23 protein-coding genes and 1 riboswitch are annotated in these 20,234 nt (G+C 72.1%); of the genes, 18 read left to right on the top strand and 5 right to left on the bottom strand.

Features of this window, described 5'->3' with window-relative positions; genetic code table 11:
• Positions 1 to 138: 138 nt before the first annotated feature.
• A riboswitch (cobalamin riboswitch) is annotated at positions 139 to 324 on the bottom strand.
• 77 nt (positions 325 to 401) lie between these two features.
• The 3 genes from ABEA26_RS08030 to ABEA26_RS08020 all read right to left on the bottom strand — a co-directional run bounded on the left by ABEA26_RS08030 (position 402) and on the right by ABEA26_RS08020 (position 2,869).
• Positions 402 to 1,082 (bottom strand): fasciclin domain-containing protein, encoded by a 681-nt coding sequence (locus tag ABEA26_RS08030; RefSeq protein WP_345590512.1) that lies wholly within the window; start codon positions 1,080 to 1,082, stop codon positions 402 to 404.
• 464 nt (positions 1,083 to 1,546) lie between these two features.
• The gene (locus tag ABEA26_RS08025) at positions 1,547 to 2,479 is read right to left on the bottom strand and encodes a M56 family metallopeptidase (protein WP_345590510.1); all 933 of its coding nucleotides are present in this window, start codon (positions 2,477 to 2,479) and stop codon (positions 1,547 to 1,549) included.
• A 6-nt stretch (positions 2,480 to 2,485) separates the two neighbouring features.
• Positions 2,486 to 2,869: a BlaI/MecI/CopY family transcriptional regulator gene (locus tag ABEA26_RS08020; protein ID WP_425587796.1), complete on the bottom strand. Its 384-nt coding sequence runs from the start codon at positions 2,867 to 2,869 to the stop codon at positions 2,486 to 2,488.
• Between the two features lie 122 nt (positions 2,870 to 2,991).
• Between ABEA26_RS08020 and ABEA26_RS08015 the strand changes: the two genes are divergently transcribed.
• The gene (locus tag ABEA26_RS08015) at positions 2,992 to 3,567 is read left to right on the top strand and encodes a TerD family protein (protein WP_345590506.1); all 576 of its coding nucleotides are present in this window, start codon (positions 2,992 to 2,994) and stop codon (positions 3,565 to 3,567) included.
• 34 nt (positions 3,568 to 3,601) lie between these two features.
• Here the strand turns inward: ABEA26_RS08015 and ABEA26_RS08010 are convergent, their stop codons facing one another.
• A complete protein-coding gene (locus ABEA26_RS08010; protein WP_345590516.1) occupies positions 3,602 to 5,302 on the bottom strand; it encodes a hypothetical protein in 1,701 nt (566 codons plus the stop codon).
• Between the two features lie 130 nt (positions 5,303 to 5,432).
• Positions 5,433 to 6,104 (bottom strand): lytic polysaccharide monooxygenase auxiliary activity family 9 protein, encoded by a 672-nt coding sequence (locus ABEA26_RS08005; RefSeq protein ID WP_345590504.1) that lies wholly within the window; start codon positions 6,102 to 6,104, stop codon positions 5,433 to 5,435.
• A 452-nt stretch (positions 6,105 to 6,556) separates the two neighbouring features.
• Here ABEA26_RS08005 and ABEA26_RS08000 point away from each other — a divergent pair, with 452 nt between their 5' ends.
• The 17 genes from ABEA26_RS08000 to ABEA26_RS07920 all read left to right on the top strand — a co-directional run bounded on the left by ABEA26_RS08000 (position 6,557) and on the right by ABEA26_RS07920 (position 20,112).
• Positions 6,557 to 7,219: a class I SAM-dependent methyltransferase gene (locus ABEA26_RS08000; protein WP_345590502.1), complete on the top strand. Its 663-nt coding sequence runs from the start codon at positions 6,557 to 6,559 to the stop codon at positions 7,217 to 7,219.
• Between the two features lie 143 nt (positions 7,220 to 7,362).
• A complete protein-coding gene (locus ABEA26_RS07995; protein WP_345590500.1) occupies positions 7,363 to 7,680 on the top strand; it encodes a gas vesicle protein GvpO in 318 nt (105 codons plus the stop codon).
• 37 nt (positions 7,681 to 7,717) lie between these two features.
• The gene (locus ABEA26_RS07990; protein WP_345590498.1) at positions 7,718 to 8,233 is read left to right on the top strand and encodes a gas vesicle structural protein GvpA; all 516 of its coding nucleotides are present in this window, start codon (positions 7,718 to 7,720) and stop codon (positions 8,231 to 8,233) included.
• Entirely contained in the window at positions 8,230 to 8,997 is a 768-nt protein-coding gene (locus ABEA26_RS07985; RefSeq protein ID WP_345590496.1) for a GvpL/GvpF family gas vesicle protein, read from the top strand. The genes ABEA26_RS07990 and ABEA26_RS07985 overlap by 4 nt, the downstream gene beginning before the upstream one ends.
• A 4-nt stretch (positions 8,998 to 9,001) precedes the next feature.
• Positions 9,002 to 9,280, top strand: coding sequence for a gas vesicle protein GvpG (locus tag ABEA26_RS07980; protein ID WP_345590494.1), 279 nt, complete (start codon positions 9,002 to 9,004; stop codon positions 9,278 to 9,280).
• Positions 9,277 to 9,816 (top strand): hypothetical protein, encoded by a 540-nt coding sequence (locus ABEA26_RS07975; protein WP_345590492.1) that lies wholly within the window; start codon positions 9,277 to 9,279, stop codon positions 9,814 to 9,816. The genes ABEA26_RS07980 and ABEA26_RS07975 overlap by 4 nt, the downstream gene beginning before the upstream one ends.
• Positions 9,813 to 10,742, top strand: coding sequence for an SRPBCC family protein (locus ABEA26_RS07970; RefSeq protein ID WP_345590490.1), 930 nt, complete (start codon positions 9,813 to 9,815; stop codon positions 10,740 to 10,742). Before ABEA26_RS07975 ends, ABEA26_RS07970 begins: the two co-directional genes overlap by 4 nt.
• Before the next feature lie 18 nt (positions 10,743 to 10,760).
• Positions 10,761 to 11,105: a gas vesicle protein gene (locus ABEA26_RS07965; protein ID WP_345590488.1), complete on the top strand. Its 345-nt coding sequence runs from the start codon at positions 10,761 to 10,763 to the stop codon at positions 11,103 to 11,105.
• Positions 11,102 to 12,091, top strand: a complete 990-nt coding sequence (locus ABEA26_RS07960) for a GvpL/GvpF family gas vesicle protein (RefSeq protein ID WP_345590486.1) — start codon at positions 11,102 to 11,104, stop codon at positions 12,089 to 12,091. Before ABEA26_RS07965 ends, ABEA26_RS07960 begins: the two co-directional genes overlap by 4 nt.
• Positions 12,088 to 12,336: a gas vesicle protein gene (locus ABEA26_RS07955; protein ID WP_279561128.1), complete on the top strand. Its 249-nt coding sequence runs from the start codon at positions 12,088 to 12,090 to the stop codon at positions 12,334 to 12,336. Before ABEA26_RS07960 ends, ABEA26_RS07955 begins: the two co-directional genes overlap by 4 nt.
• Positions 12,333 to 12,626: a gas vesicle protein K gene (locus tag ABEA26_RS07950; protein ID WP_279561129.1), complete on the top strand. Its 294-nt coding sequence runs from the start codon at positions 12,333 to 12,335 to the stop codon at positions 12,624 to 12,626. The genes ABEA26_RS07955 and ABEA26_RS07950 overlap by 4 nt, the downstream gene beginning before the upstream one ends.
• 100 nt (positions 12,627 to 12,726) lie before the next feature.
• A complete protein-coding gene (locus ABEA26_RS07945) occupies positions 12,727 to 13,833 on the top strand; it encodes a substrate-binding domain-containing protein (protein ID WP_345590483.1) in 1,107 nt (368 codons plus the stop codon).
• A gap of 142 nt (positions 13,834 to 13,975) precedes the next feature.
• Positions 13,976 to 15,307, top strand: coding sequence for an ABC transporter substrate-binding protein (locus tag ABEA26_RS07940; RefSeq protein ID WP_345590481.1), 1,332 nt, complete (start codon positions 13,976 to 13,978; stop codon positions 15,305 to 15,307).
• 26 nt (positions 15,308 to 15,333) lie between these two features.
• Positions 15,334 to 16,320, top strand: a complete 987-nt coding sequence (locus ABEA26_RS07935; RefSeq protein ID WP_345590479.1) for a carbohydrate ABC transporter permease — start codon at positions 15,334 to 15,336, stop codon at positions 16,318 to 16,320.
• Entirely contained in the window at positions 16,317 to 17,180 is an 864-nt protein-coding gene (locus ABEA26_RS07930) for a carbohydrate ABC transporter permease (protein ID WP_345590478.1), read from the top strand. The genes ABEA26_RS07935 and ABEA26_RS07930 overlap by 4 nt, the downstream gene beginning before the upstream one ends.
• Before the next feature lie 47 nt (positions 17,181 to 17,227).
• Entirely contained in the window at positions 17,228 to 18,208 is a 981-nt protein-coding gene (locus tag ABEA26_RS07925; RefSeq protein WP_345590515.1) for a hydroxyacid dehydrogenase, read from the top strand.
• Entirely contained in the window at positions 18,205 to 20,112 is a 1,908-nt protein-coding gene (locus ABEA26_RS07920) for a DUF2264 domain-containing protein (protein WP_345590477.1), read from the top strand. The genes ABEA26_RS07925 and ABEA26_RS07920 overlap by 4 nt, the downstream gene beginning before the upstream one ends.
• The last annotated feature ends 122 nt before the right edge of the window (positions 20,113 to 20,234 follow it).

Genomic DNA, 20,234 nt, shown 5'->3' with positions numbered 1-20,234 from the left:
CGGAACGAACGGAAGGAGCGGAAGGAACCGAAGGCGCCGAAGGAACAGCGGGAGTCGGCGGGGCTTACTGCGGGCAAGGAAGATCCTCTGGCGTCGAGGGCTCATGCGCGAAGCCCGTTCGTACGGTGGTCCACGCCGTACGCGGCGCGGGTGCCAGCAGGTCTTCGGACTCGGGATCGACCGGACGGGACGCCTTCCCGGACGGCTTGCGCCGCCCAGTGGCCCTTGTCCCGCCCGTACCCCTCACCGCTGCGCGTCAGCTCCGGATTCGCACCGGATTCCCTGACCCACCAGGTGGGTTCGACTGGCTCCCGCAAGCTACCACAGGGGCATTCCGGGGCCGGGGGCCGCCGTCTTCCCGACCGCCCCCGGCCCCGTCCGCCCGCCCGCCCGCCCGTGCTTCAGCTCTTGGGCATGAGCACGGTGTCGATGATGTAGACGTTGGCGTTGGCGGTCTTCACGTTGCCGCAGACGACCTTGGCCGAGTCGTTGACCGTGTAGGACTCGTCCGAGCCGGACGTCGTCAGCTTCGACTTCTCCAGCGTCTCGAAGGAGCCGTTCTCCAGGTCCTTGGGCGCCAGCTTCTGGCCCACCACGTGGTAGGTCAGAATCTTCGTGAGCATCGCCTTGTCGTTCAGGACCTTGTCCAGGTCGGCCTTCGGGATCTTGGCGAAGGCGTCGTTGGTCGGCGCGAACACCGTGATGTCCCCGGCGTTGTTCAGCGTGTCGACCAGACCGGCCTTCTTCACCGCCATCACCAGCGTGGACAGTGCCGGGTTGTTCGAGGCGGCCGTGGCCACCGGGTCCTTGGCCATGCCCGCGAAGGAACCGGCACCGTCCTTCGGCACCGTGGAACACGCCGGGCCGAACGGCTCGTCGGCGCCGGCCATGTCGCCACCCGCGCCGGCCGACCGGTCGTCGGCCCCGGTGGGCTGGTCGCCGGCGTCCGCGGGCGCCGAGGAGGCCGCCTGGGCGGAGTCCGAGGAACCGCTGTCGCCGTCGTCGGAGCAGGCGACCAGGGTCAGGGGCAGGATGGCTGCCGCGGCGACGGCGACAGCGGAGCGGCGAATACGGGCGTTCATGGTTTCTCCCAGGTGAAAGGGGCAGCAGAGTGCGGCAATGGGCAGCACGGAGGCTGCGTTGGTGCGGACGATGGTGAAGTGGTGATCGACCGGCGGGGTACGCGGCCCCGCTCGTCGTCAGTCGGCGGGCTCGCGCCGGCCCAGGCCGGTGCCTTCGTCAGCTCTCGCCGCGGCGAGCACGCTCGGAGGTTCCGCGCTCGCCGCGGGAGTGCCTCCGTTCGGCCGTGAGCTCGGCGCGGGCGTGTGAGGGCCGAGCCCCGGCCGTACGGACGGTCGCATGAACAGCCGTATGGACGGCCGGGAGTACGGGCGGGCGGTGGGCCCCTGTCGGTATGTCCTCGGTTCTTCCCTCACACGGGGAATCCGGAGCCGGCCCGACCGCGGATTGGCCGATCACTCGATCGAGTGAAGGTGTTCTGTGGACACCTCTGTGACCTGCTGGTTTCTCCAGAAGACGGAGACGCTCAGAGAGGCGTCGCGGCGCGGAGGATGAGGAACATCGTGACGGCGGCGTTCGCGGACGACATAGCCGACACGGCGGTACCGGCGGCCGCGGCCCATGCCGCCAGCCCCACCGAGGTGAACACCGAGGGCCAGGTACGGACCGTGGGCGCGGGGCCCAGCAGGGCCGCCACCCGGCGCGGTACCGGGCCGGGTGCCGCGAGGCCGGCGAGGGTGGCGATCGGGGTGCCCCGGGAGACCAGGGCCGCCTTGCCGATCGCGGTCGCCACCGAGCGGCGGCTGCCGACCACTCGCGCGGCCGCCTCGTCCGCCCACCGCTCCGCCGTGTAGGCCACGGCCGTCCGCAGGGGCCTCAGGAACGGGTTGGCCAGAGCGGCGAGCCGGACGGCGAGCAGGAAACGGTGGTGCCGGGCGGCCAGATGGGCCCGCTCGTGGGCGAACAGCGCGCGCCGCTCGACCGGTTCGAGGCAGTCGAGCAGCGCCGTGCTCACCACCACGCGGTCCCGGTGACCACCGGGAAGCGCGTACGCGTAGGGCACGTCGTCCGGCAGCACGGCCACCCCGGTCCCCGGCAGTCCGGCCAGCGCGCGGTGGGCACGGCGGCGCACCCTGCCGTGCCGCCACAGGGCCCGCGCCGATGCCACGACCACCGCGCACAGCGCGGGAATCGCCGCCTTGCCGACGACCTCGTCGTACGGCACCGCCGCCCGCACCTCGGGGTCGGACCAGCCGTCGGGGAGGGGGTTGCCCGGCAGCTGCGCGGTGCCGACCACCATGACCAGGGCGAGGCAGACCGTGCTGCACAGGGCCATCACTGCGGCCACGGCGGTGAGCAGTCTGGTCGCACTCCGCGGGTGCAGGTGCTGTTCGGCCAGCCGGGCGATCGGCCACGCCGTCAGCGGCAGGACCAGCGGCAGAAAGACGAATACGCCCATACGGCGTCAGCTGTCCTCCGCATCGCCCGCATGCCCCAGCAGTTCGCGCAGCAGCCGCTCGTCGTCCGGATCGAGGCCGGTGACGAAGCTGGCCAGCACCGCCACCCGGTCGCTCTCGGCGTCCAGGACCTTGCGCATCTTCCGCGCGGCCAGGCCCGCCTCGTCCGAGGCGGGTGTCCAGGCGAAGGACCGGCCCGCGCGCTCGCGGGTGACCGCGCCCTTGTCCAGCAATCGGGTCAGGATCGTGATCACCGTGGTGTAGGCGAGGTCACCGCCCAGGCGCTCCTGCACCCAGCCGGCCGTCGCGGGGCCGTCCGCCTCGCGCAGCGCCGACAGCACCAGCGCCTCCAGCTCGCCCTGCCCCCGCCGCCGCGGACGCCGGTGATCCATCACAGCCCGCCTCCTTCCGCCGCTGTACGCCTTGTGGGACGCCATCCTATAGAAGCCTTATTTCTACAGTGCTGTAGATTATTCGGTGGACGTGATCAGCGGATACTACGAAGGAGAACGCAGTGGGAGTTTCCCTGGCCAAGGGCGGCAATGTCTCGCTCAGCAAGGAGGCGCCCGGCCTGACCGCCGTTCTGGTCGGTCTGGGCTGGGACGTGCGCACGACAACCGGCACCGACTACGACCTCGACGCCTCCGCGCTGCTCCTCGACGCCTCCGGGAAGGTGCTCTCGGACGGGCACTTCGTCTTCTACAACAACCTGACCAGCCCGGACGGCTCTGTCGAGCACACCGGTGACAACCTCACCGGCGAGGGCGAGGGCGACGACGAGACGGTCAAGGTGAACCTCGCCACCGTCCCCGCCGAGGTCGACCGGATCGTCTTCCCGGTCTCCATCCACGACGCGGAGAACCGCGGGCAGAGTTTCGGCCAGGTCCGCAACGCCTTCATCCGGGTCATCAACCAGGCGGGCAACCAGGAGCTCGCCCGCTACGACCTGTCCGAGGACGCGTCGACCGAGACCGCGATGGTCTTCGGCGAGCTGTACCGGCACGGAGCCGAGTGGAAGTTCCGGGCGGTCGGACAGGGGTACGCCTCGGGTCTGTCGGGCATCGCCGCGGACTTCGGCGTCAACGTCTGACCCGAACCGGGGCCGACGGCACGGGCACGGTCAGTCAGTGCGCCGTGGCGCAGCAGCCACCCGATCCGCCGGTTGCCGGTACGGTGCCCCGGCGGCAGAAACAGGAGGCTTCGACCGGTACGTCCGCCAGCGCGGCGGCGAGCTTCAGCTGCTGTGCCACGATCCGCGCCTCCCCGTCCTTGCCCAGGCGCGTCAGACACTCATGGAGTCCGTGCAGGGCCCAGACGTTGTTGGGGTGCTGCAAGGGGCGGGGAAGGGTGGCGTCGAGGCCCAGGTCGGCCCGGTAGACCGCCTCGGCCTCCGCCAGCCGGCCCTGTTCCAGGAGCAGGGCGCCGTAGGCGTGCCGGGTGGGCTGCATCCAGCCCCACGGCTCGTCGTACGGGAGGTTGTCGTCCAGCTCGACCGACCGCTCCAGGGCGGCGAAGGCGGCGACGTGGTCGCCCTTGCGGTACTCCAGTTCGCCGTCGAGCATCGCGGAGGCGATGGCGAGGATGTCCGCGCAGGTGTTGTTGAAGAGGGTGCGGGTGCCGGGCACCCGGGCGACCGCCTCACGGAACAGGGCGCGCTCGGCCTCCGCCTCGGTGACCTTGCCGGTGGCCGAGAGGGCGACCCCGCGGGCGTAGTGGAGCATCGCGGTCGTCACGCAGTACAGGCGCGGGTCGGCGGGCAGCGGCAGCCGGAGGATGTCCGCCCAGCGGCCGAACCGGATCAGTACGTGCACCCGCATGGCCAGGAAGCCCTCCAGCCAGTCGGCCATCGGCGGGCTCTCGACGCGCAGCAGTTCCTCGGGGACCGACGCCTCCAGCCGCGCGGCGGCGTCCAGCGCGACCTCGTACCGGCCGAGGAACATCGCGCCGTAGATCCTGAAGTGGTGGTTGTGCGAACGGTAGAGGGTGTAGAAGTTCATCGCCCCGGCCCGCTCGCGGTACTTCTCGTCGGCGGCGATCGCGGCGCTGTTGTCCGACACCACGCGCCGGTAGTCGCCGCACAGCACTTCGAGATGCGACGGCATGTGATTGAGGTGCCCGGCATCGGGGACGAGACCGCGCAGCCGGTCGGCGACGGTGAGGGCCGCCTCGGGGGTGGCGGACATCTCCATCAGGTGAACGTAGAGGTGCAGGACGCCGGGGTGCTCGCGACCGCCTTCGGCCGCCAGGGCCCGGTCGAGGACGTCCTTGGCCTCGAGGGTGCGGGCACCTTCGGCGGGCAGTCCCGTTCGCAGGTCCCAGAGCTGCCAGGGCGTCAGGTTCAGCAGCGCGTCGGCGTGGAGTGCGGCGACGTCCAGGTCGTCGGGGGCGAGTTCGTGAACGGCCCGCATGCTCTCGGCGTACGGCGTGTTCCACACCGAGCAGTCCTCGACGGCGCGCGCCTGCGGGTAGCGGGCACGCAGTGCGCCGATCAAAGCACGCTCGACCGGGGTGGCGGAGCGGGCCGCCTTCTCGTGGGCGAGTTCGACGGCGGCGTGGGTGCGGTCGACGGCCCGCCTCAGCTCCTCGGCGTCGAAGGCCGCCCACGGCTTGTTGTAGTTCGGGCCGAGGGCGTAGGCGATGCCCCAGTGGGCCATGGCACAGTCCGGGTCGGCCGCCGCGGCGGCCTCGAAGCAGACGACGGCCTCCTCGTGGTGGAAGGCGTACGTCCACACCAGCCCGCGGTCGAACCACCGCTGGGCCTCGGGGGACGAGGTCGTCACCGTCCGGCCGTGGGTGCCGAGGTCGTAGTAGTCCGTGGGGTCCATGACGTCCATGAAGGGACGTATACCGCACCCCGGGGCGGTCACGAAGCACTTCGTGGGGCGGTCACCCCGACCGGTGTCCCCGCCGGACGCGGCGCGCCCGGCGGGGGTGGGGGGTAGGAGATGGCACGGATCAGCCGAAGTCGACGTCGCTGCACAGGAAGTACGTCTGGTCCATGTGCGACGCCTGCCAGATCGTGTAGACGACGTGCCGGCCGCTCAGGCCCGAGGTGCTCACCGGGATCTCGTAGTTCTGACTGGGCGCGTAGCTGCCCGTGGTCTCGACCAGTTGGAGGTCGTCCCAGCCCATGGGCTGTGTGGCGGGGTCGAAGCCCTGTCGGGTGACGTAGACCTGGAAGTAGTCGGCGCCGTGGCTGGCCTGGTCGTACAGCTTGACGGTGAAGTTGTCGGTGACGTCCGTGGTCTGCCAGGCGCCCACGGTGTCCAGGGAGTTGTAGCGTCCACCCTCGGTCCGGCCGCCGCTGCACAGCTGGCCGTCGGGGACGACGGCCTGGAAGTTGCCGGCGGAGCCGTTGCGGTACAGGCCGTTCCAGTTCCACATGGCGTTGGGGTTGTCCTGCCACGCCTGCCAGCACATGGGGTCTTCCTGGGCCATGGCGGGGTTCTGGAAGTCGTCGCCCCAGCGCTGCCAGCAGCCGTAGTTGCGGGAGGCCGGGTCGACGACCGAGCCGTGGGCGACGGCGGTGCCGCTCCAGGGGATCAGGGTGAGCAGGGCCGCGGTCAGGGTGCCGAGGGCGACGGTCGACACACGTCGACTTCTCTTGCCGTGATCATGACAAGTCATGATGTCCTTCTTTCACGTGGGGGGAGTGCGACGGCTCCAGGGACGAGAGCACCAGTGGGAGCGCTCCCAGAGTCCCTTCGGAGACCAGGCTGCGCCCGGGGAAACGGAATGGCAATAGTTGAAACGCGCCAGATGCCGGCCGGCGGTGGCGTGTTCGCTGCGGTCGTCCCCCGACGGCTGGGTGGGCGGGCAGGTCCGGGCCCTGCCCGCCCATCGGTCACGGAGCCGAGGGCCGGAGTGTTCGATCGAGGCACGAGGACACGGTCGCACCGCTCGGGCGCCGGACGCCTCAAGGCCGCCGTACACCGCCGGACGGCGGAGCGGGGACTGCGCCGGACGAGGACTGCCGGTAGGACGGCAGGGGGCCGGCCGCCCGGAGGGCCCCTTGTCGGCGGCTCGCTCCCGGTGGAACGATGCCGACGGCACCGGCTCACCCCACCGAAGGGACCGTCGTGACCGACGAGCAGCAACGGCCGCATGCCGCCGCCGCGTTCGACGCGCTGGGCGCCGAGTACGAGAAGGCGTTCGCCGGCTCGAAGACGCACCGGCGCTCACTGGAGTGGCTGCTCGCGCGGCTCGCGCCGGGCAGCCGGGTGCTGGACGTGGGCAGCGGCACAGGTCGGCCCACCGCCGAGACTCTCGCGGACGCCGGCCACGAGGTGCTGGGCGTCGACGTGTCCCCCGTGATGGTGGACCTGGCGACGCGGCAGGTCCCGGCCGCGAGCTTCCAGTGCGCCGACATCCGTGAACTGTCGCTCACGGCGGGTTCGTTCGACGCGGTCTGCGTGTACTTCTCGCTGCTCCAGCTGGACCGGCGGGAGCAGGCGGATCTGGTCCGGCGCCTGGTGCGGGCACTGCGGCCGGAGGGTTACCTGGTCCTGGCCACCGTGCCGCTGGACGTGGAAGACGTAGACGCCACCTTCATGGGTCAGCCGGTGCGCGTGACCAGCTTCACCGCGCAGGGCCTCGCCGCCGTGGCGGAGGAGGCCGGCCTGGAAGTTCTGGCGCAGGAAGCGTCACTTTTCACCCCGGCCCACCCGGACGCCCGACCGGAGCCGCACCTCTTCCTGCACTGCCGGCGCCGCGCCGCCACCACCACCACGCCGGACGCCTGACACCCGTCACCCGTCACCCGTCACCCGTCACCCGTCACCCGTCACCGGCGGGCGGTACGCGTCATGGGCGGGGGTAGGCCCCACAGCCCCGGATGGGGTAACTGCGCACGCGCGGACCGTGGCCCGCGGCCAGAGTGGGCAGCATGACAGAACCTGGCGAGCGACGGCGCGGCACGACTTCCACGACCACGCGTGAGCGTGCCGTGCGGGGAGCCCGGGACGCCGCCCAGCGCGCCGCGGACGCCCTGTCCGAACTGATCCGGCACCCCTTGGAGGGCGTCTCCGCGGTGTGCCGGAGCGAGGACGACGGCTGGATCGTCAACGTGGACGTGCTGGAGGTGGCACGCATCCCCGACACCACCAGCCTGCTCGCCACCTACGAGGTCGAGCTGGACCCGGCAGGTGACCTGCTCCAGTACCGCAGGACCGCCCGCTACCGGCGCGGGGCCCAGGACCAGTGACCGGGGCCGCGAGGCCCGCACCCGGAAGGACCACCGCATGATCACCTACGACGACGAGGTCGTCTGCGCGCCCCGCGCCGGAACCCTCTACGACGTCCTGGAACTCATCCTCGACCGCGGCATGGTGATCGACGTCTTCGTACGCGTATCCCTGGTCGGCATCGAGATCCTCAAGGTGGACGCCCGCATCGTGGTCGCGAGCGTCGACACGTACCTGCGGTTCGCCGAGGCCTGCAACCGCCTGGACCTGGAGCACGACGTGCGCTCCAAGACCGTTCCCGAGATGTTCGGCAGTCCGGTCGCCAAGACCATAGGCAGGGCGGGCGCCAAGCGGACGGCGCGCTCCCTGACCGACAAGGTGCGGGACATCCTCACCCCCGAGGAGGAGGCGGCCGAAGAGGAGGAAGCCCTCCCCCGTGAGCACACCCGCGAGCGCGCGGAACGCGGCCGGCCCCCGCAGCGGCCCCGGACCCGGCCGGCCGCACGCCCCCGCGACGAGGACGACCGTCCGCGCAGCCGCCCCCGCAGGCGCACGGAGACGGAGGACCAATGACCGCGCCCGCCACCACCCCGATCACCGCCTCCCCCGCCCTGGCGGCCCTGTACGTCTACGGCATCACCCCCGCCGGTGTCCGCACCCCCCGCTCCCCCGGGGTCGACGGTGCACCCGTACGCCTGCTGACCGGGTCCGGCCTGTGCGCCGCGGTGTCGGACGCGCCCGTACGGATCCGGCCACGGCGCCGCGACCTGCTGGCTCATCAGGCCGTATTGGACGAACTGGCGGCCCAGGGACCGCTGCTGCCCATGCGGTTCGCGGTCCTCAGCCCCCGGCCGGACACCCTGCTCTCCCAACTGCGGGCCGATGCCGCCCACCTGTCGCGGCAGCTCGACGACGTCCGGGGATGCGTCGAACTCAACGTCAAGGGAACCGTCGTGCCCGGCCACTTCGCCGATCTGGTACGCCGGGACGAGAAGCTCCGGAACCTGGCCCTGCGGACGCGGCGCCGGCCTGACTACGAGGCCAACGTCCGGCTGGGTGAGGCACTCGCCCACGGCGTCCGCCGCGAGGCGCGGCGCGCGGCCCGGGACGTCCTCGAGCACCTGACCCCGCTCGCCGTGCGCACGGTGCGGGGTACGACCGACGACGAGCAGGTGCTGAGCGCGTCCTTCCTGGTGCGCTCCGCCGACGAGCAGCCGTTCCGGCAGGCGGTGGACGCGCGTGCACGCGAGTGCGGCGGGAGGCTGGCCCTCAGTGTGACCGGGCCCCTGCCCTGCTACAGCTTCGTCGACCCGTCTCCCTCGCCGACCGGGCGGTGACGCGGTGGGCATCGTGAGCGGTCTCCTCCTGCTGCCCCTCGCCCCGGTGCGCGGCACGGCGTGGATCGCCGACCACCTGCTTCAGGAGGCCCGGCGTCAGGCCCACGATCCGCGCGCCGTCCAGACACGTCTGGCCGCGCTCAACCGGGCCCTGGACGAAGGCTCCATCGACGAGGCGGCCTTCGAGCGGGAGGAAGAACGTCTGCTCACCCTCCTCGAACGCCCGTCCCGGCCCACCGGCCGCACGACCACCAAGGATCCAGCGCAGAGAAGGCACGTATGAGCGACAGCAAGGCGGCCATGGCGGCGGCCGTGGCGGGCGGATATTTCCTGGGCCGTACGAGGAAGGCCAGACTGGCCTTCGCGGTCGGCTCCTACCTCGTGGGCCGGCGCGTCGGCCTGACCCCCGGCCGGCTGCTGTCCCAGGGCCTGGCCGGCCTCCAGCAGACCCCACAGCTCCAGGAACTGACGGACCAGGTGCGCGGCGAACTGCTGACCGCCGGACGCGCGGCCGTCACCGCCGCGGCGAACCGCAGGCTCACCGGCCTCGCGGACACCCTGCGCGACCGTACCGACGCGCTCACGGGAGTGGGCCGACTCGACGACGAGACGGCGGGCCGGTACGGGACGTACGAGCACGACTACGACCACAACCACGGTGACGGCAACGCTCCGGACGATGAACCCTACTTCGACGACGAGGACCGGGAGAAGGACCGCGAGCCCGCGCCGGCCCCCGCGCCGGCTCCCACTCCGTCCCGGCGTACGGCGAAGAGGACCTCGGGTTCCGGCGGCAGGCGCGGAGGTGTGCGCCGATGACTCGCACCCGGCAGGGAAATGACGCTCCGTCCCCCCTCGGCAACCTCAAAGAAGCGCTCGGTGGCTACCTCTCCGCCACGGGGCACAGCCTCGTGAGCAAGGCGGGGGAACGGATCGGCGGGCTGACCGAACGGCTGACGGAGTCCGCCGACGACCGCGGCGCCGAAGGCGGTGAAGGCGGAGGAAGCGGCGGCAGAGGAGGAGGCGGCGGAGACGGAGGCGGCGGAGGCGCGCGGGGCGGGACAGGCGGCGGCAGTGTCAAGGCGACGCACATCATGGAGACGGTCGACATCGGCGTCCCCCTGCGCACCGTCTACGACCAGTGGACGCGGCTCCAGGACTTCAGCGACTTCACCAAGGGCGTCCGCAGCGTCAGCGTCAACGACGAGGTGACGTCTGACTGGAACGTCAAGGTCGGTCCGTCGAGCCGCGGTTGGAAGGCGACCGTCCAGGAGCAGGTTCCCGACGAACGGATCGTCTGGACCTCCGAGGGCGCCAAGGGCAGTACCAGCGGCGCGGTCAGCTTCCACGAACTGGCGCCCCGGCTGACCCGGGTGGTCGTGGTCGTCGAGTACTACCCGGCGGGCTTCTTCGAGAAGACCGGCAACCTCTGGCGTGCCCAGGGACGCCGACTACGCCTCGACCTGAAGCACTTCGCACGGCACGTGACTCTGATGGGAGACGAGGAAGTGGAGGGCTGGCGCGGCGAGATCCGCGACGGCGAGGTCGTCAGGAGCCACGAGGAGGTGCTGGAGGAGGAAAACCCCGACGACGCCGACGACGCCGAGGACGCCGAGGACGACTACGAGGAGGGCGGGGAGAGCGACGAGTACGAGCACGAGGACGGTGAGTACGACGACGAGGACGAGGACCATGAGGATGAGGACGAGTACGAGGACGATGAACGTGCCCGCCCGCATCGCTGACGCACCGGGGAGTACGCGGTGACCGATGTCGACCACCCGTACGCGAACCTGGACACACAGCCCTACGGGCCTCCCAGCGGCAGCCTCGCCGACCTGCTCGAACGCGTTCTCGACAAGGGCATCGTCATCGCCGGTGACATCAAGATCGACCTGCTCGACATCGAACTGCTCACCATTCGGCTGCGGTTGTTCATCGCCTCGGTGGACACCGCGAAGAAGGCGGGCATCGACTGGTGGGAGACCGACCCGGCACTGTCGTCCCGGGCCGCGCGGGACGCGCTCGCCGAGGAGAACGCGCGGTTGCGGGCCCGGCTCGACGTCCTGGAGGCAGCCGGTGAGGAGACGACGGGAGCCGCCCGGTGAGCGCGCCGACGGCCGGGGCGGCGGACCCCGGCATCGTCTGCGCGTTCGCCGTCACCCGCAACCCGCCGGACATCGCCACGCTGGCCGCGGTGACCGGTCACGAGGAGGGGGGTCCGCTGCGCGTGCTGCGGGCGGGCGACCTGTGTCTGGTGGTCCAGGACGTCCCCGCGGCGTTGTTCGGCGAGGAGGCGCTTACGGAGCGGCTCAACCGGCCCGACGACCTGGAGCGCTGCGCCCGCGCCCATCACCGGGGCGTGCAGGCCGCGGCCGGGCAGGGGTCCGTCGTGCCGCTGCCGATGGCGACGCTGTACCACGGCGACCGGAGCGCGGAGCAGGCCGTGCTCTCCCGGGAGGCGGTGCTGGACGCGCTGCTCGACCGTCTGCGGGGCCGTACGGAATGGGCGGTGAAGGTGCACGCCACCGAGCGCGCGAAGGACGCCACCGTCGTTGCCGGCGCATCCGCCGGTGCCGGTGCATCCGCCGGTGCCGGTGCATCCGCCGGTGCCGGTGCCGGTTCCGCCGCCGGACGCGCCTACCTCAGCCGGGCCAGCGCGCGGCGGCGTGACCGGCAGGACGCGAACGCCAAGGCGGCGGCCGAGGCCGACGCCGTCGACGCGGAGTTGCGGCGGTACGCCATCGCCGCGACGCGGCACCGCCCGCAGAGCGAACGGCTGACGGGCCGGCGCGCCCCCCAACTGCTCAATGCCGCCTACCTGGTGGAGGACGCCGAGTGCGCCGCCTTCACCGGCGCCCTGGCCCGGCTCGCCGCCGCCGGCCGCCATCCGGCCGTGGAGGTCAACGCCTCCGGCCCGTGGATCCCGTACTCCTTCGCCCGCTGGGACGAGGAACCGGACGCCACTGAACCGGGCCGCTCAGAGCCGGGCCACCAGACACCGGACCACACGGAAACCGGCCGCTCGACACCGGACCACGGGGAACCCGGCCGCTCGGAACAGGCCCTCACGAAGCAGGAGGTCCGCGCATGACCGTCCCGGACACCCGTACGCCGGGCCCAGCGCCCGTGCCCTGGGGCGGTCCGGAGCCGTACGCACCGGTCGGGGTGCCCCTGGTCGACCTGCTGGACCGGGTGCTGGCGACCGGTGTGGTCGTCAGCGGAGACCTGGTCCTGGCCATCGCCGACGTGCCGCTGGTGCGGATCTCCCTGCACGCCCTGCTGTCCTCGGTGAACGAGCGGGTGCCCGCCCCATGGCCGGACAGCGGGCCGCTGTGACCGCGCCCCGGGCCCACGCCCTCGATCTGGACCCCGAGCGGGTCACGAACGACCTGGCCGCCCTGGTCCTCACCGTCGTGGAGCTGCTGCGCCAGCTCATGGAACGTCAGGCCGTGCGCCGCTTCGACGAGGGCACGCTGAGTACGGAGCAGGAGGACCGGCTCGGCACGGCGCTGATGCTGCTCGACGAGCGCATGGACGACCTGTGCGCACAGCACGGCCTGAGCCGCGCCGACCTGAACCTCGACCTGGGCCCGCTGGGCCCGCTCCTCGCCGACCCGGAGCCGTAGGAGCCGCGCGCCGGGCCGGAAGGCGGTCAACACCCGGGACGAGTGATCGCTATGATGGCGGCGAATCGCTCAAACGAACATTCTCGGGTGGGGAGACCTGATGCGGGAGCCGGTCGATCTCAGGCGCCAGCGGATTCTGGCGGCGGTCCAGGCACGCGGTACCGCGCGCGTGCGCGATCTCGCCGACGAGTTGCAGGTCTCCGTGGTGACGGTGCGCCGGGACGTGGAGGAGCTGACACGCGAGGGCCGGCTGCGGCGCGGCCACGGCGTCGTACGGTCCACCCTGCCCGCCGAGGAGGCGCCCGCCAGGGACGCGCCCGCCGACGCGGCGGCCGGGGACCGGGTGGCCGTGGTGGTCCCCGTGCGGCACTCGTACCTCACCGAGGCCCTGCACGGCGCCCGCACGGTCCTGGAGGAGGCCGGAGTCCGCATGGCCCTGCATCTCGCGCCGCAGGCCCCCGGTACCGAGCGCCCACTGGTGGAGCGGGCCCTGGCCGACGGGGCGCACGGGTTGCTCATCGCCCCCCGCTGGCGCGGCCGGGCCGAGGAGGAGGCCGACCACGAGTGGCTCGCCGCGCTCGGGGTGCCGACGGTGCTGATGGAGCGCCGCCCGTGGCGCGGCAGCGCGCTGCACGCCCTGGACTCGGTGTGTTCGGACCACTGGTACGGCGCGCATCTGGCCGTGGAGCACCTGGTCGGGCTCGGTCACCGGCGCGTCGTGTTCGCGACGCGTCACGACAGCCCCACCGCGCGCTCGCTGCGGGCCGCCTTCGCCGAGATCGCCGAGGCGCATCCGCTGGTGGAACGGTGGGCGTGGACGCTCGTCGCGCCGGAGGCCGGAGGCGACGGGCCCTACTCGGCGGACGAGACGGCCGAGTTGCCGGCGCTGATGCGCAAGGTGGGTGCGACGGCCATGGTGCTGCACGGCGACGTGGACGCGCTGATGATCGTCCAGCGGCTGGCCCAGGACGCGGTACGCGTGCCGGAGGACTGCTCGGTCGTGGCGTACGACGATGTCGTGGCGGGGCTCGGCTCGCCGCCGCTGACGGCCGTCTCGCCACCGAAGACGGAGGTCGGCCGCATGGCCGCGGAGCTGCTGCTCCAACGGCTGTCCGAGACGCCCGGAAGCCGGCCGGGGCGGCGCGTGGAGCTGCTGCCCCGTCTGATGGTGCGGGGATCGACGGACCGCGTGGACGACGACGGATGACCTGCCGACAGTTTTGATCGTTTGAGCGTTTCATTTTCTTCTGATCGATCTCTTGACCGTTTGATTCAGGGCGATCAGGATTCCCGTGTCCCGAACAGTCGGGTCCGCACCACGCGGACCCGCAGGAGCCGCGGGAGGCGCCATGCCCGGACGACCCAATCGTCGGTCCGTGCTCGCCGCGATGGCCGCCGTACCCCTGACAGGAGCCGTGAGCGCCTGCAGCGGGGGGAACGGCGCATCGTCGGCCCGCACGGGCAGCACCACGCACATCACCTTCTGGTCCGCCCTGCGCGGCAGCCAGGAGGTGGTCGACGCGTTCAACCGCACGCACCGCACCGTCCAGGTGGAGTTCCAGCAGATCCCCTCCGGCGGACAGGGCGGCTACGCCAAGCTCAGCAACGCCGCGCGGGCGGGCAACGCGCCCGACGTCGCCACCATCGAGTATCCGCAGGTACCCGGGTACGCCATCGACGGCGTCGCCCGCGACATCACCGACCTCGTCAGCGACGGCCTGCGCCGCAAGCTGCTGCCGCAGGCACTCGGCCTGACCACCTTCGAACGCCGGGTGTTCGCCGTCCCGCTGGACGTGGAGCCCATGGTGATGCACTACCGCGCCGATCTGTTCGACCACTACGACCTCGAACCCGCGCGCACCTGGGACGAGTTCGCCGAACAGGCCGCGACCGTGCACCGCGAGGCACCCGACCGGCGGCTGGTGCTGTTCCCCAGCGACGGGATGACGCAGTTCGCCGCATACGCCTGGCAGGCGGGCGCCCGGTGGTTCGACACCTCGCGCGGCGCCTGGAACGTCTCCCTCGCAGACGCGCCCTCCCGGCGGGTCGCGGACTACTGGCAGGGACTCATCGACCGGGACGACGTCTTCATGAACGCCGTCGAGAGCAGGCAGTCCGACGCGCAGATCGGCAACGGCCAGGTTCTCACCCGGCTCAGCGGCGCCTGGGACGCCGGGGCGCAGATGAACGCGCGGCCCGGGCAGAAGGGCCAGTGGCGGATCGCGCCGCTGCCGCAGTGGGACACCGGCAACCCGTCCGCCGGCACACACGGCGGCTCCACGTTCGCCGTCACCGAGGACAGCCGTCATCCCGAGGCCGCGATGGAGTTCATCGAGTGGCAGGTCTCCCACCCCGACGCCCTGCGCGCCCGTCTCTCCAGCGGCACCAGCAGCCAGTACCCGGCCGTCCCCGGCCTGGTCTCCGTGGGCCGCGACGCCTTCGACCGGTCGTACTACGGCGGACAGGACATCTACACCCTGTTCGAGCAGGAGGCCGAGCGGATCGGCGAACAGTGGCTGTGGGGGCCGCGGATGAGCGCCACCCAGAAGGTCATGCAGGACTCCTTCGCCCGGGTCGGTGCCGGCCAGGGCTCGCTCGTCGAGTCACTGCGCACCGCACAGGAGGGCACCATGCCCGACCTCAAGGCCCTCGGCCTGTCCACCACTCAGCACAGCACCTGAGCCGACGAAAGGCAGGTGACACCCCCATGACCACGACCACCCAGCCACGGGTGCCGGCCGGCGCCTCGCGCACCACCACCCCGGCGCCCTCCGCGTCCGGGCTGCGCGCCCGCAGAGCCGCCAAGCGCCGGCAACTGACCGCCGCCGGCGTCCTGATGACCCCGTTCTTCGCCCTGCTGGTCACCGTCTTCCTGATCCCCGTCGGCACCGCCGTCCACCTCAGCTTCTTCAGCGACGACCAGCCCGGCCTCGGCTTCGGCCCCGAACGCACGATCTTCGTCGGGCTCCGCTCCTACACGGCCGTGCTCACCGACCCGACCTTCCTCGGCGGGCTCGGCACGGTCGCGCTGTACTGCCTTATCTACATCCCCCTGATGGTCGTCGGCGCACTCGCCCTCGCCCTGCTGCTGGACTCCGGTGTGGTCCGGCTGCGCGCCTTCGCCCAGCTCGCGCTGTTCCTGCCGCACGCGGTGCCGGGCATCATCGCGGCACTGATCTGGCTGTATCTGTACACGCCCGGCATCAGCCCGGTCATCGAGCTCTTCGCGCAGGGCGACATCACGATCGACTTCCTGGGCGTGCACACGGTCGTCCCGTCCATCGTGAACATCGCCGTGTGGAGCAACCTCGGCTACAACATGGTGGTCTTCTACGCCGCCCTGCAGGCCGTGCCCCGCGAGGTGATCGAGGCGTCCGTCGTCGACGGCGCCGGGCCGGTGCGCACGGCGCTCCAGGTGAAGACGCCGCTGGTGCGGGCCTCGATCGTCATGGTCGCCATCTTCACCCTGATCTGGGCGCTCCAGCTCTTCACGGAGCCGATGCTGCTCAACCAGTCCTCCCCCATGGTCAGTTCCCGTTTCTCGCCGAGCATGTACATCTACGACGCGGCCTTCACCCGCAACAACTACAGCCTCGCGGCGGCCGCCTCGGTGGTCCTGCTGGTGTGCACCATCGCCCTGTCCTACGGCGTCACCCGCTTCACCGGCCGCGCCGACTCCGAGGAGGCCCGATGAGCGCCACCGACAGTTCCCTGCTGCGCCCGGGACTGCTGGGCCGGGCGACGGTCAACGTGGTCGTCGCGATCTCCGTCCTCTACACGCTGCTCCCCGTGCTGTGGCTGGTGCTCGCCGCCTCGAAGACCCGGGACGCGCTGTTCAGCAGCGATCTGCTGTCCCTGGGCGACTTCTCCTTCGGACAGAACCTCACGGACCTGTTCGCCATGGACGGCGGTCTGTACGGCCGCTGGTACGTCAACAGCCTGCTGTACGCGGTGCTGGGCGCCGCGGTCGGCGCGCTGGTGAGCGTCGCCTGCGGCTACGCCTTCGACAAGTACCGCTTCCGGCACAAGGAGAAACTGTTCGGCCTGGTCCTCGCCGCGGTCATGGTGCCGCAGACCGTCCTCGCGCTGCCGCTGTACCTGATGGCCTCCGAGGCCGGCCTGGTCAACACCTTCTGGGCGGTGTTCATCCCGGTGCTGTTCAACCCGTTCGGCGTCTACCTCGGCCGCATCTTCGCGCGGGGCTATGTGCCCGACGAGGTGCTGGAGGCGGCGCGGGTGGACGGGGCGGGCGAGCTGACCACGTACGTCCGGGTGGCGCTCAGGATGCTCGGCCCCGGTCTGATCACCGTCTTCCTCTTCCAGCTGACCGCGATCTGGAACAACTTCTTCCTGCCCATGGTGATGCTGTCCGACCAGGACCTGTATCCCGTCAGCCTCGGCCTGTACCAGTGGAACAGCGCGGCGTCCGTCTCGCCGGAGTACTACCCCGTGGTGATCATGGGTTCACTGCTCGCCGTACTGCCGCTGATCCTCGCCTTCGTCCTGCTCCAGCGCTTCTGGCGGAGCGGACTGACCGCCGGAGCCGTCAAGTGACACCGCACGCCCCCGACCGTGGTCCCCGGCCCCGTGCCGCCGTGGCCATGTCCCCGGACGCCGCCTCGGCCGTCCTCGACCCGCAGTCGCTCGGCGAGTTCCGCCGGGTCTGCGATCTCGCTCCGCTCCCCGTGCTGGACGACCTGTCCACGCCACGGGCCAGGTCCGTGCTGGCCGACGTCGACCTGCTGATCACCGGCTGGGGCTGTCCGCCGCTGGACGCGGATGTGCTGCGGGCGGCGCCCCGGCTGCGGGCCGTGGTGCACACGGCGGGCAGTGTGCGCGGTCACGTCACCGACGCCTGCTGGGCGCGGGGCGTCGAGGTCTCCTCGGCCGCCGCGGCCAACGCGCTGCCGGTGGCCGAGTACACGCTCGGCATGATCCTGCTCACCGGCAAGCGGGTGCTGGAGCGGGCCCACGACTTCCGGGTGTCCCGGACGCGCGGCAACTGGCTGCGCACCTCGCGCGGCATCGGCAACTACCGCCGCACGGTGGGCATCCTGTCGGCGTCGCTGATCGGCCGCCGGGTCGTCGAGCTGCTGCGGCCGCACGACATCGACGTGCTGCTGCACGACCCGTACGTCAGTGACGCGGAAGCCGCCGAACTCGGCGTCGAGCGCGTTGAGTTGGCGGAGCTGTTCCGCCGCTGCGACACCGTCAGCGTGCACACCCCACTGCTGCCCACGACGCGCGGGCTGGTGGGCCGTGCCCTGATCGACGCCATGCCGGCGGACGCCGTGCTGATCAACACCTCCCGCGGGGCGGTCGTCGAGCAGGAGGCGCTCACCGACGCGGTCCGGGCGGGCCGGGTCCGGGCGGTGCTGGATGTCACCGATCCCGAGGTGCTGGCGCCGGACCACCCGCTGTGGGACTGCGAGAACGCCCTGATCACCCCGCATCTCGCCGGCTCCGAGGGCAACGAGTGGCGCCGCCTGGCCGACCACGCCCTCGCCGAGACGACCCGCTGGGCGTCCGGTGCCGGCTTCCTCCATCCCGTACGACGCGAAAGGCTGGCGTTCCTGGCATGAGCATCCCGTTCGAACTGCCCACCGAGGACCGTACGTCGAGCCCGTACACCGGTTACACCCGGGACCACTGGGAAGCCGTGGCGGACGGGCTGCTGTGGGCCGCGTGGCGCTGGGGCACCCCGGGCTGCGCCCTGCTCGACCTGCCGGGACGCCCCTCGCGCTCGGGCGTGCGCTCCGACGGGCTGGAGGGGTTCGCCCGGACGTTCCTCGCGGCGGCCTTCCGCGTCGCCGGCGCGGACGGCGCGGATCCGCACGGCTGGCTGGACCGCTACGCGCGCGGCCTGGCCTCGGGCACGCTTTCCCCGGGCCGCGACGACACCGAGTCCTGGCCGCTGATCCTCGACCACGACGTGCAGGGCCAGCCCATGGTCGAGTCGGCGTCGGTCGCGCTCGGGCTGCGGCTGACCGCGCCCTGGCTGTGGAAGCACCTGGACTCGGGGGTGCAGGACCGGGTGGAGGAGTGGCTGCGCGGGGCGCTCAGACACGTGCCGGCGCCGAACAACTGGTACCTGTTCCCCTACACGGTCGCCGGGTTCCTGGAGTCGGTCGGCCGCGGGGACGCGGAGACCGCCGCGGCCCGTGGGCGGGCGCTGGAGCTGATGGAGGGCTGGTACCGGGGCGAGGGCTGGTACGCCGACGGCGACGGACGCGCCTTCGACCACTACAACGGCTGGGCGCTGCACCTCTACCCGGTTCTCGACGCCCACCTCGGCGGCGACACCGGGCAACTCGCCCGGTACGGCGACCGCCTGCGCGCGCACCTCGAGGGCTATGCCCTGATGTTCGGTGCGGACGGGGCTCCGCTGCACTACGGCCGCTCGCTGTCCTACCGTTTCGCCGCCAGTGCCGCCGTGGGTCTTGGCGCGGTCACCGGGCACACGCCGCTGACGCCGGGCGCCTCGCGGCGGGTGGCGAGCGGCAGTCTGCGGTACTTCATGGAACGCGGCGCGCTGACCGACGACGGGCTGCTGAGCCTGGGCTGGCACGGCCCGCACGAGGCCACCCTCCAGCCGTACTCCGGCCCCGCCTCCCCCTACTGGGCGTCGAAGGCGTTCGTGTCGCTCCTCGCCCCCGCCGGTCATCCGCTGTGGACGGCCACGGAGGAGGCGGCGCCGGTGGAGGAGGCGGACCGGGTGCTGGCGCTGGCCGCGCCCGGGCTGCTGGTGCAGGCGACGCGCGGCGACGGAATCGTACGGCTGCACAACCACGGCAGCGACCATGTCCGGCCGCACGAGGGCGAGTCGGCCGCTGAGGACGACCCGCACTACGGGCGGCAGGCGTATTCCACCCGGACCGGCCCCACGGCGTCCGTGAACGTCGCCGACAATCATCTGTCGGTGGAGGTCGGCGGACGGCGCAGTGTGCGGCCTCGTGTCCACCCGCTCGGCGCGGGGCAGGGCGACGGCTGGGGCTGGGCGGCGTCCTGGCACCGGCCCGCCTTCGCCGGCGGGCCCCCGATGGTGCCGGGGCTGCGGGTGGAGAGCGTGACGGTGGCGCGGGGGCCGTACGAACTGCGGGTGCACCGGGTGGTCGGGGCGCCGGCCGGCGCACGCCTCACGCACACCGGGTGGGCCATCGGCCCCGACGACCCCCTGGTCTCGGCGCTGCACGGACTGCACGGCTGGCTTGCCGGGCCGGAGACGGTCCGCGCCCCGCAGGGCACCGCCTACGTGCCGTGGGCCGAGCTGCCCCGGCTGTCCGGCGACGCGGGCGGCACTTCCCTGCACGTCTGCCTGGCCGCGCTCACCGGTGAGCCGGGTCCCGGTCCGCTCGCGGAGGCGGTCACGGAGGTCGTGGCCGTCGACGCCGGCGTCGACGTGGTCTGGGCGGACGGCGGTGGACGCACCCGGGTCTCGTTCGAACCGGTGGGGGTGACGCACGAGGTGACGCACGAGGCGGGCTGAGGCAGCCCGGTTCACCTCATGGCCTCCGAGGGCCCCGACCGGTGCACCCCGGTCGGGGCCCTCCCCTCGTGCGTACACCCTCCGTGCGCCCTCTCTCCGTGCACCCCGTGTGTGCTCCCCCG

The sequence above is a fragment of the Streptomyces marokkonensis genome (genome assembly GCF_039539045.1).
GTDB classification, from domain to species: domain Bacteria; phylum Actinomycetota; class Actinomycetes; order Streptomycetales; family Streptomycetaceae; genus Streptomyces; species Streptomyces marokkonensis.
The sequence above is the reverse complement of the archived record's forward strand: the minus strand, read 5'-3'. Positions and strand labels throughout refer to the sequence as shown.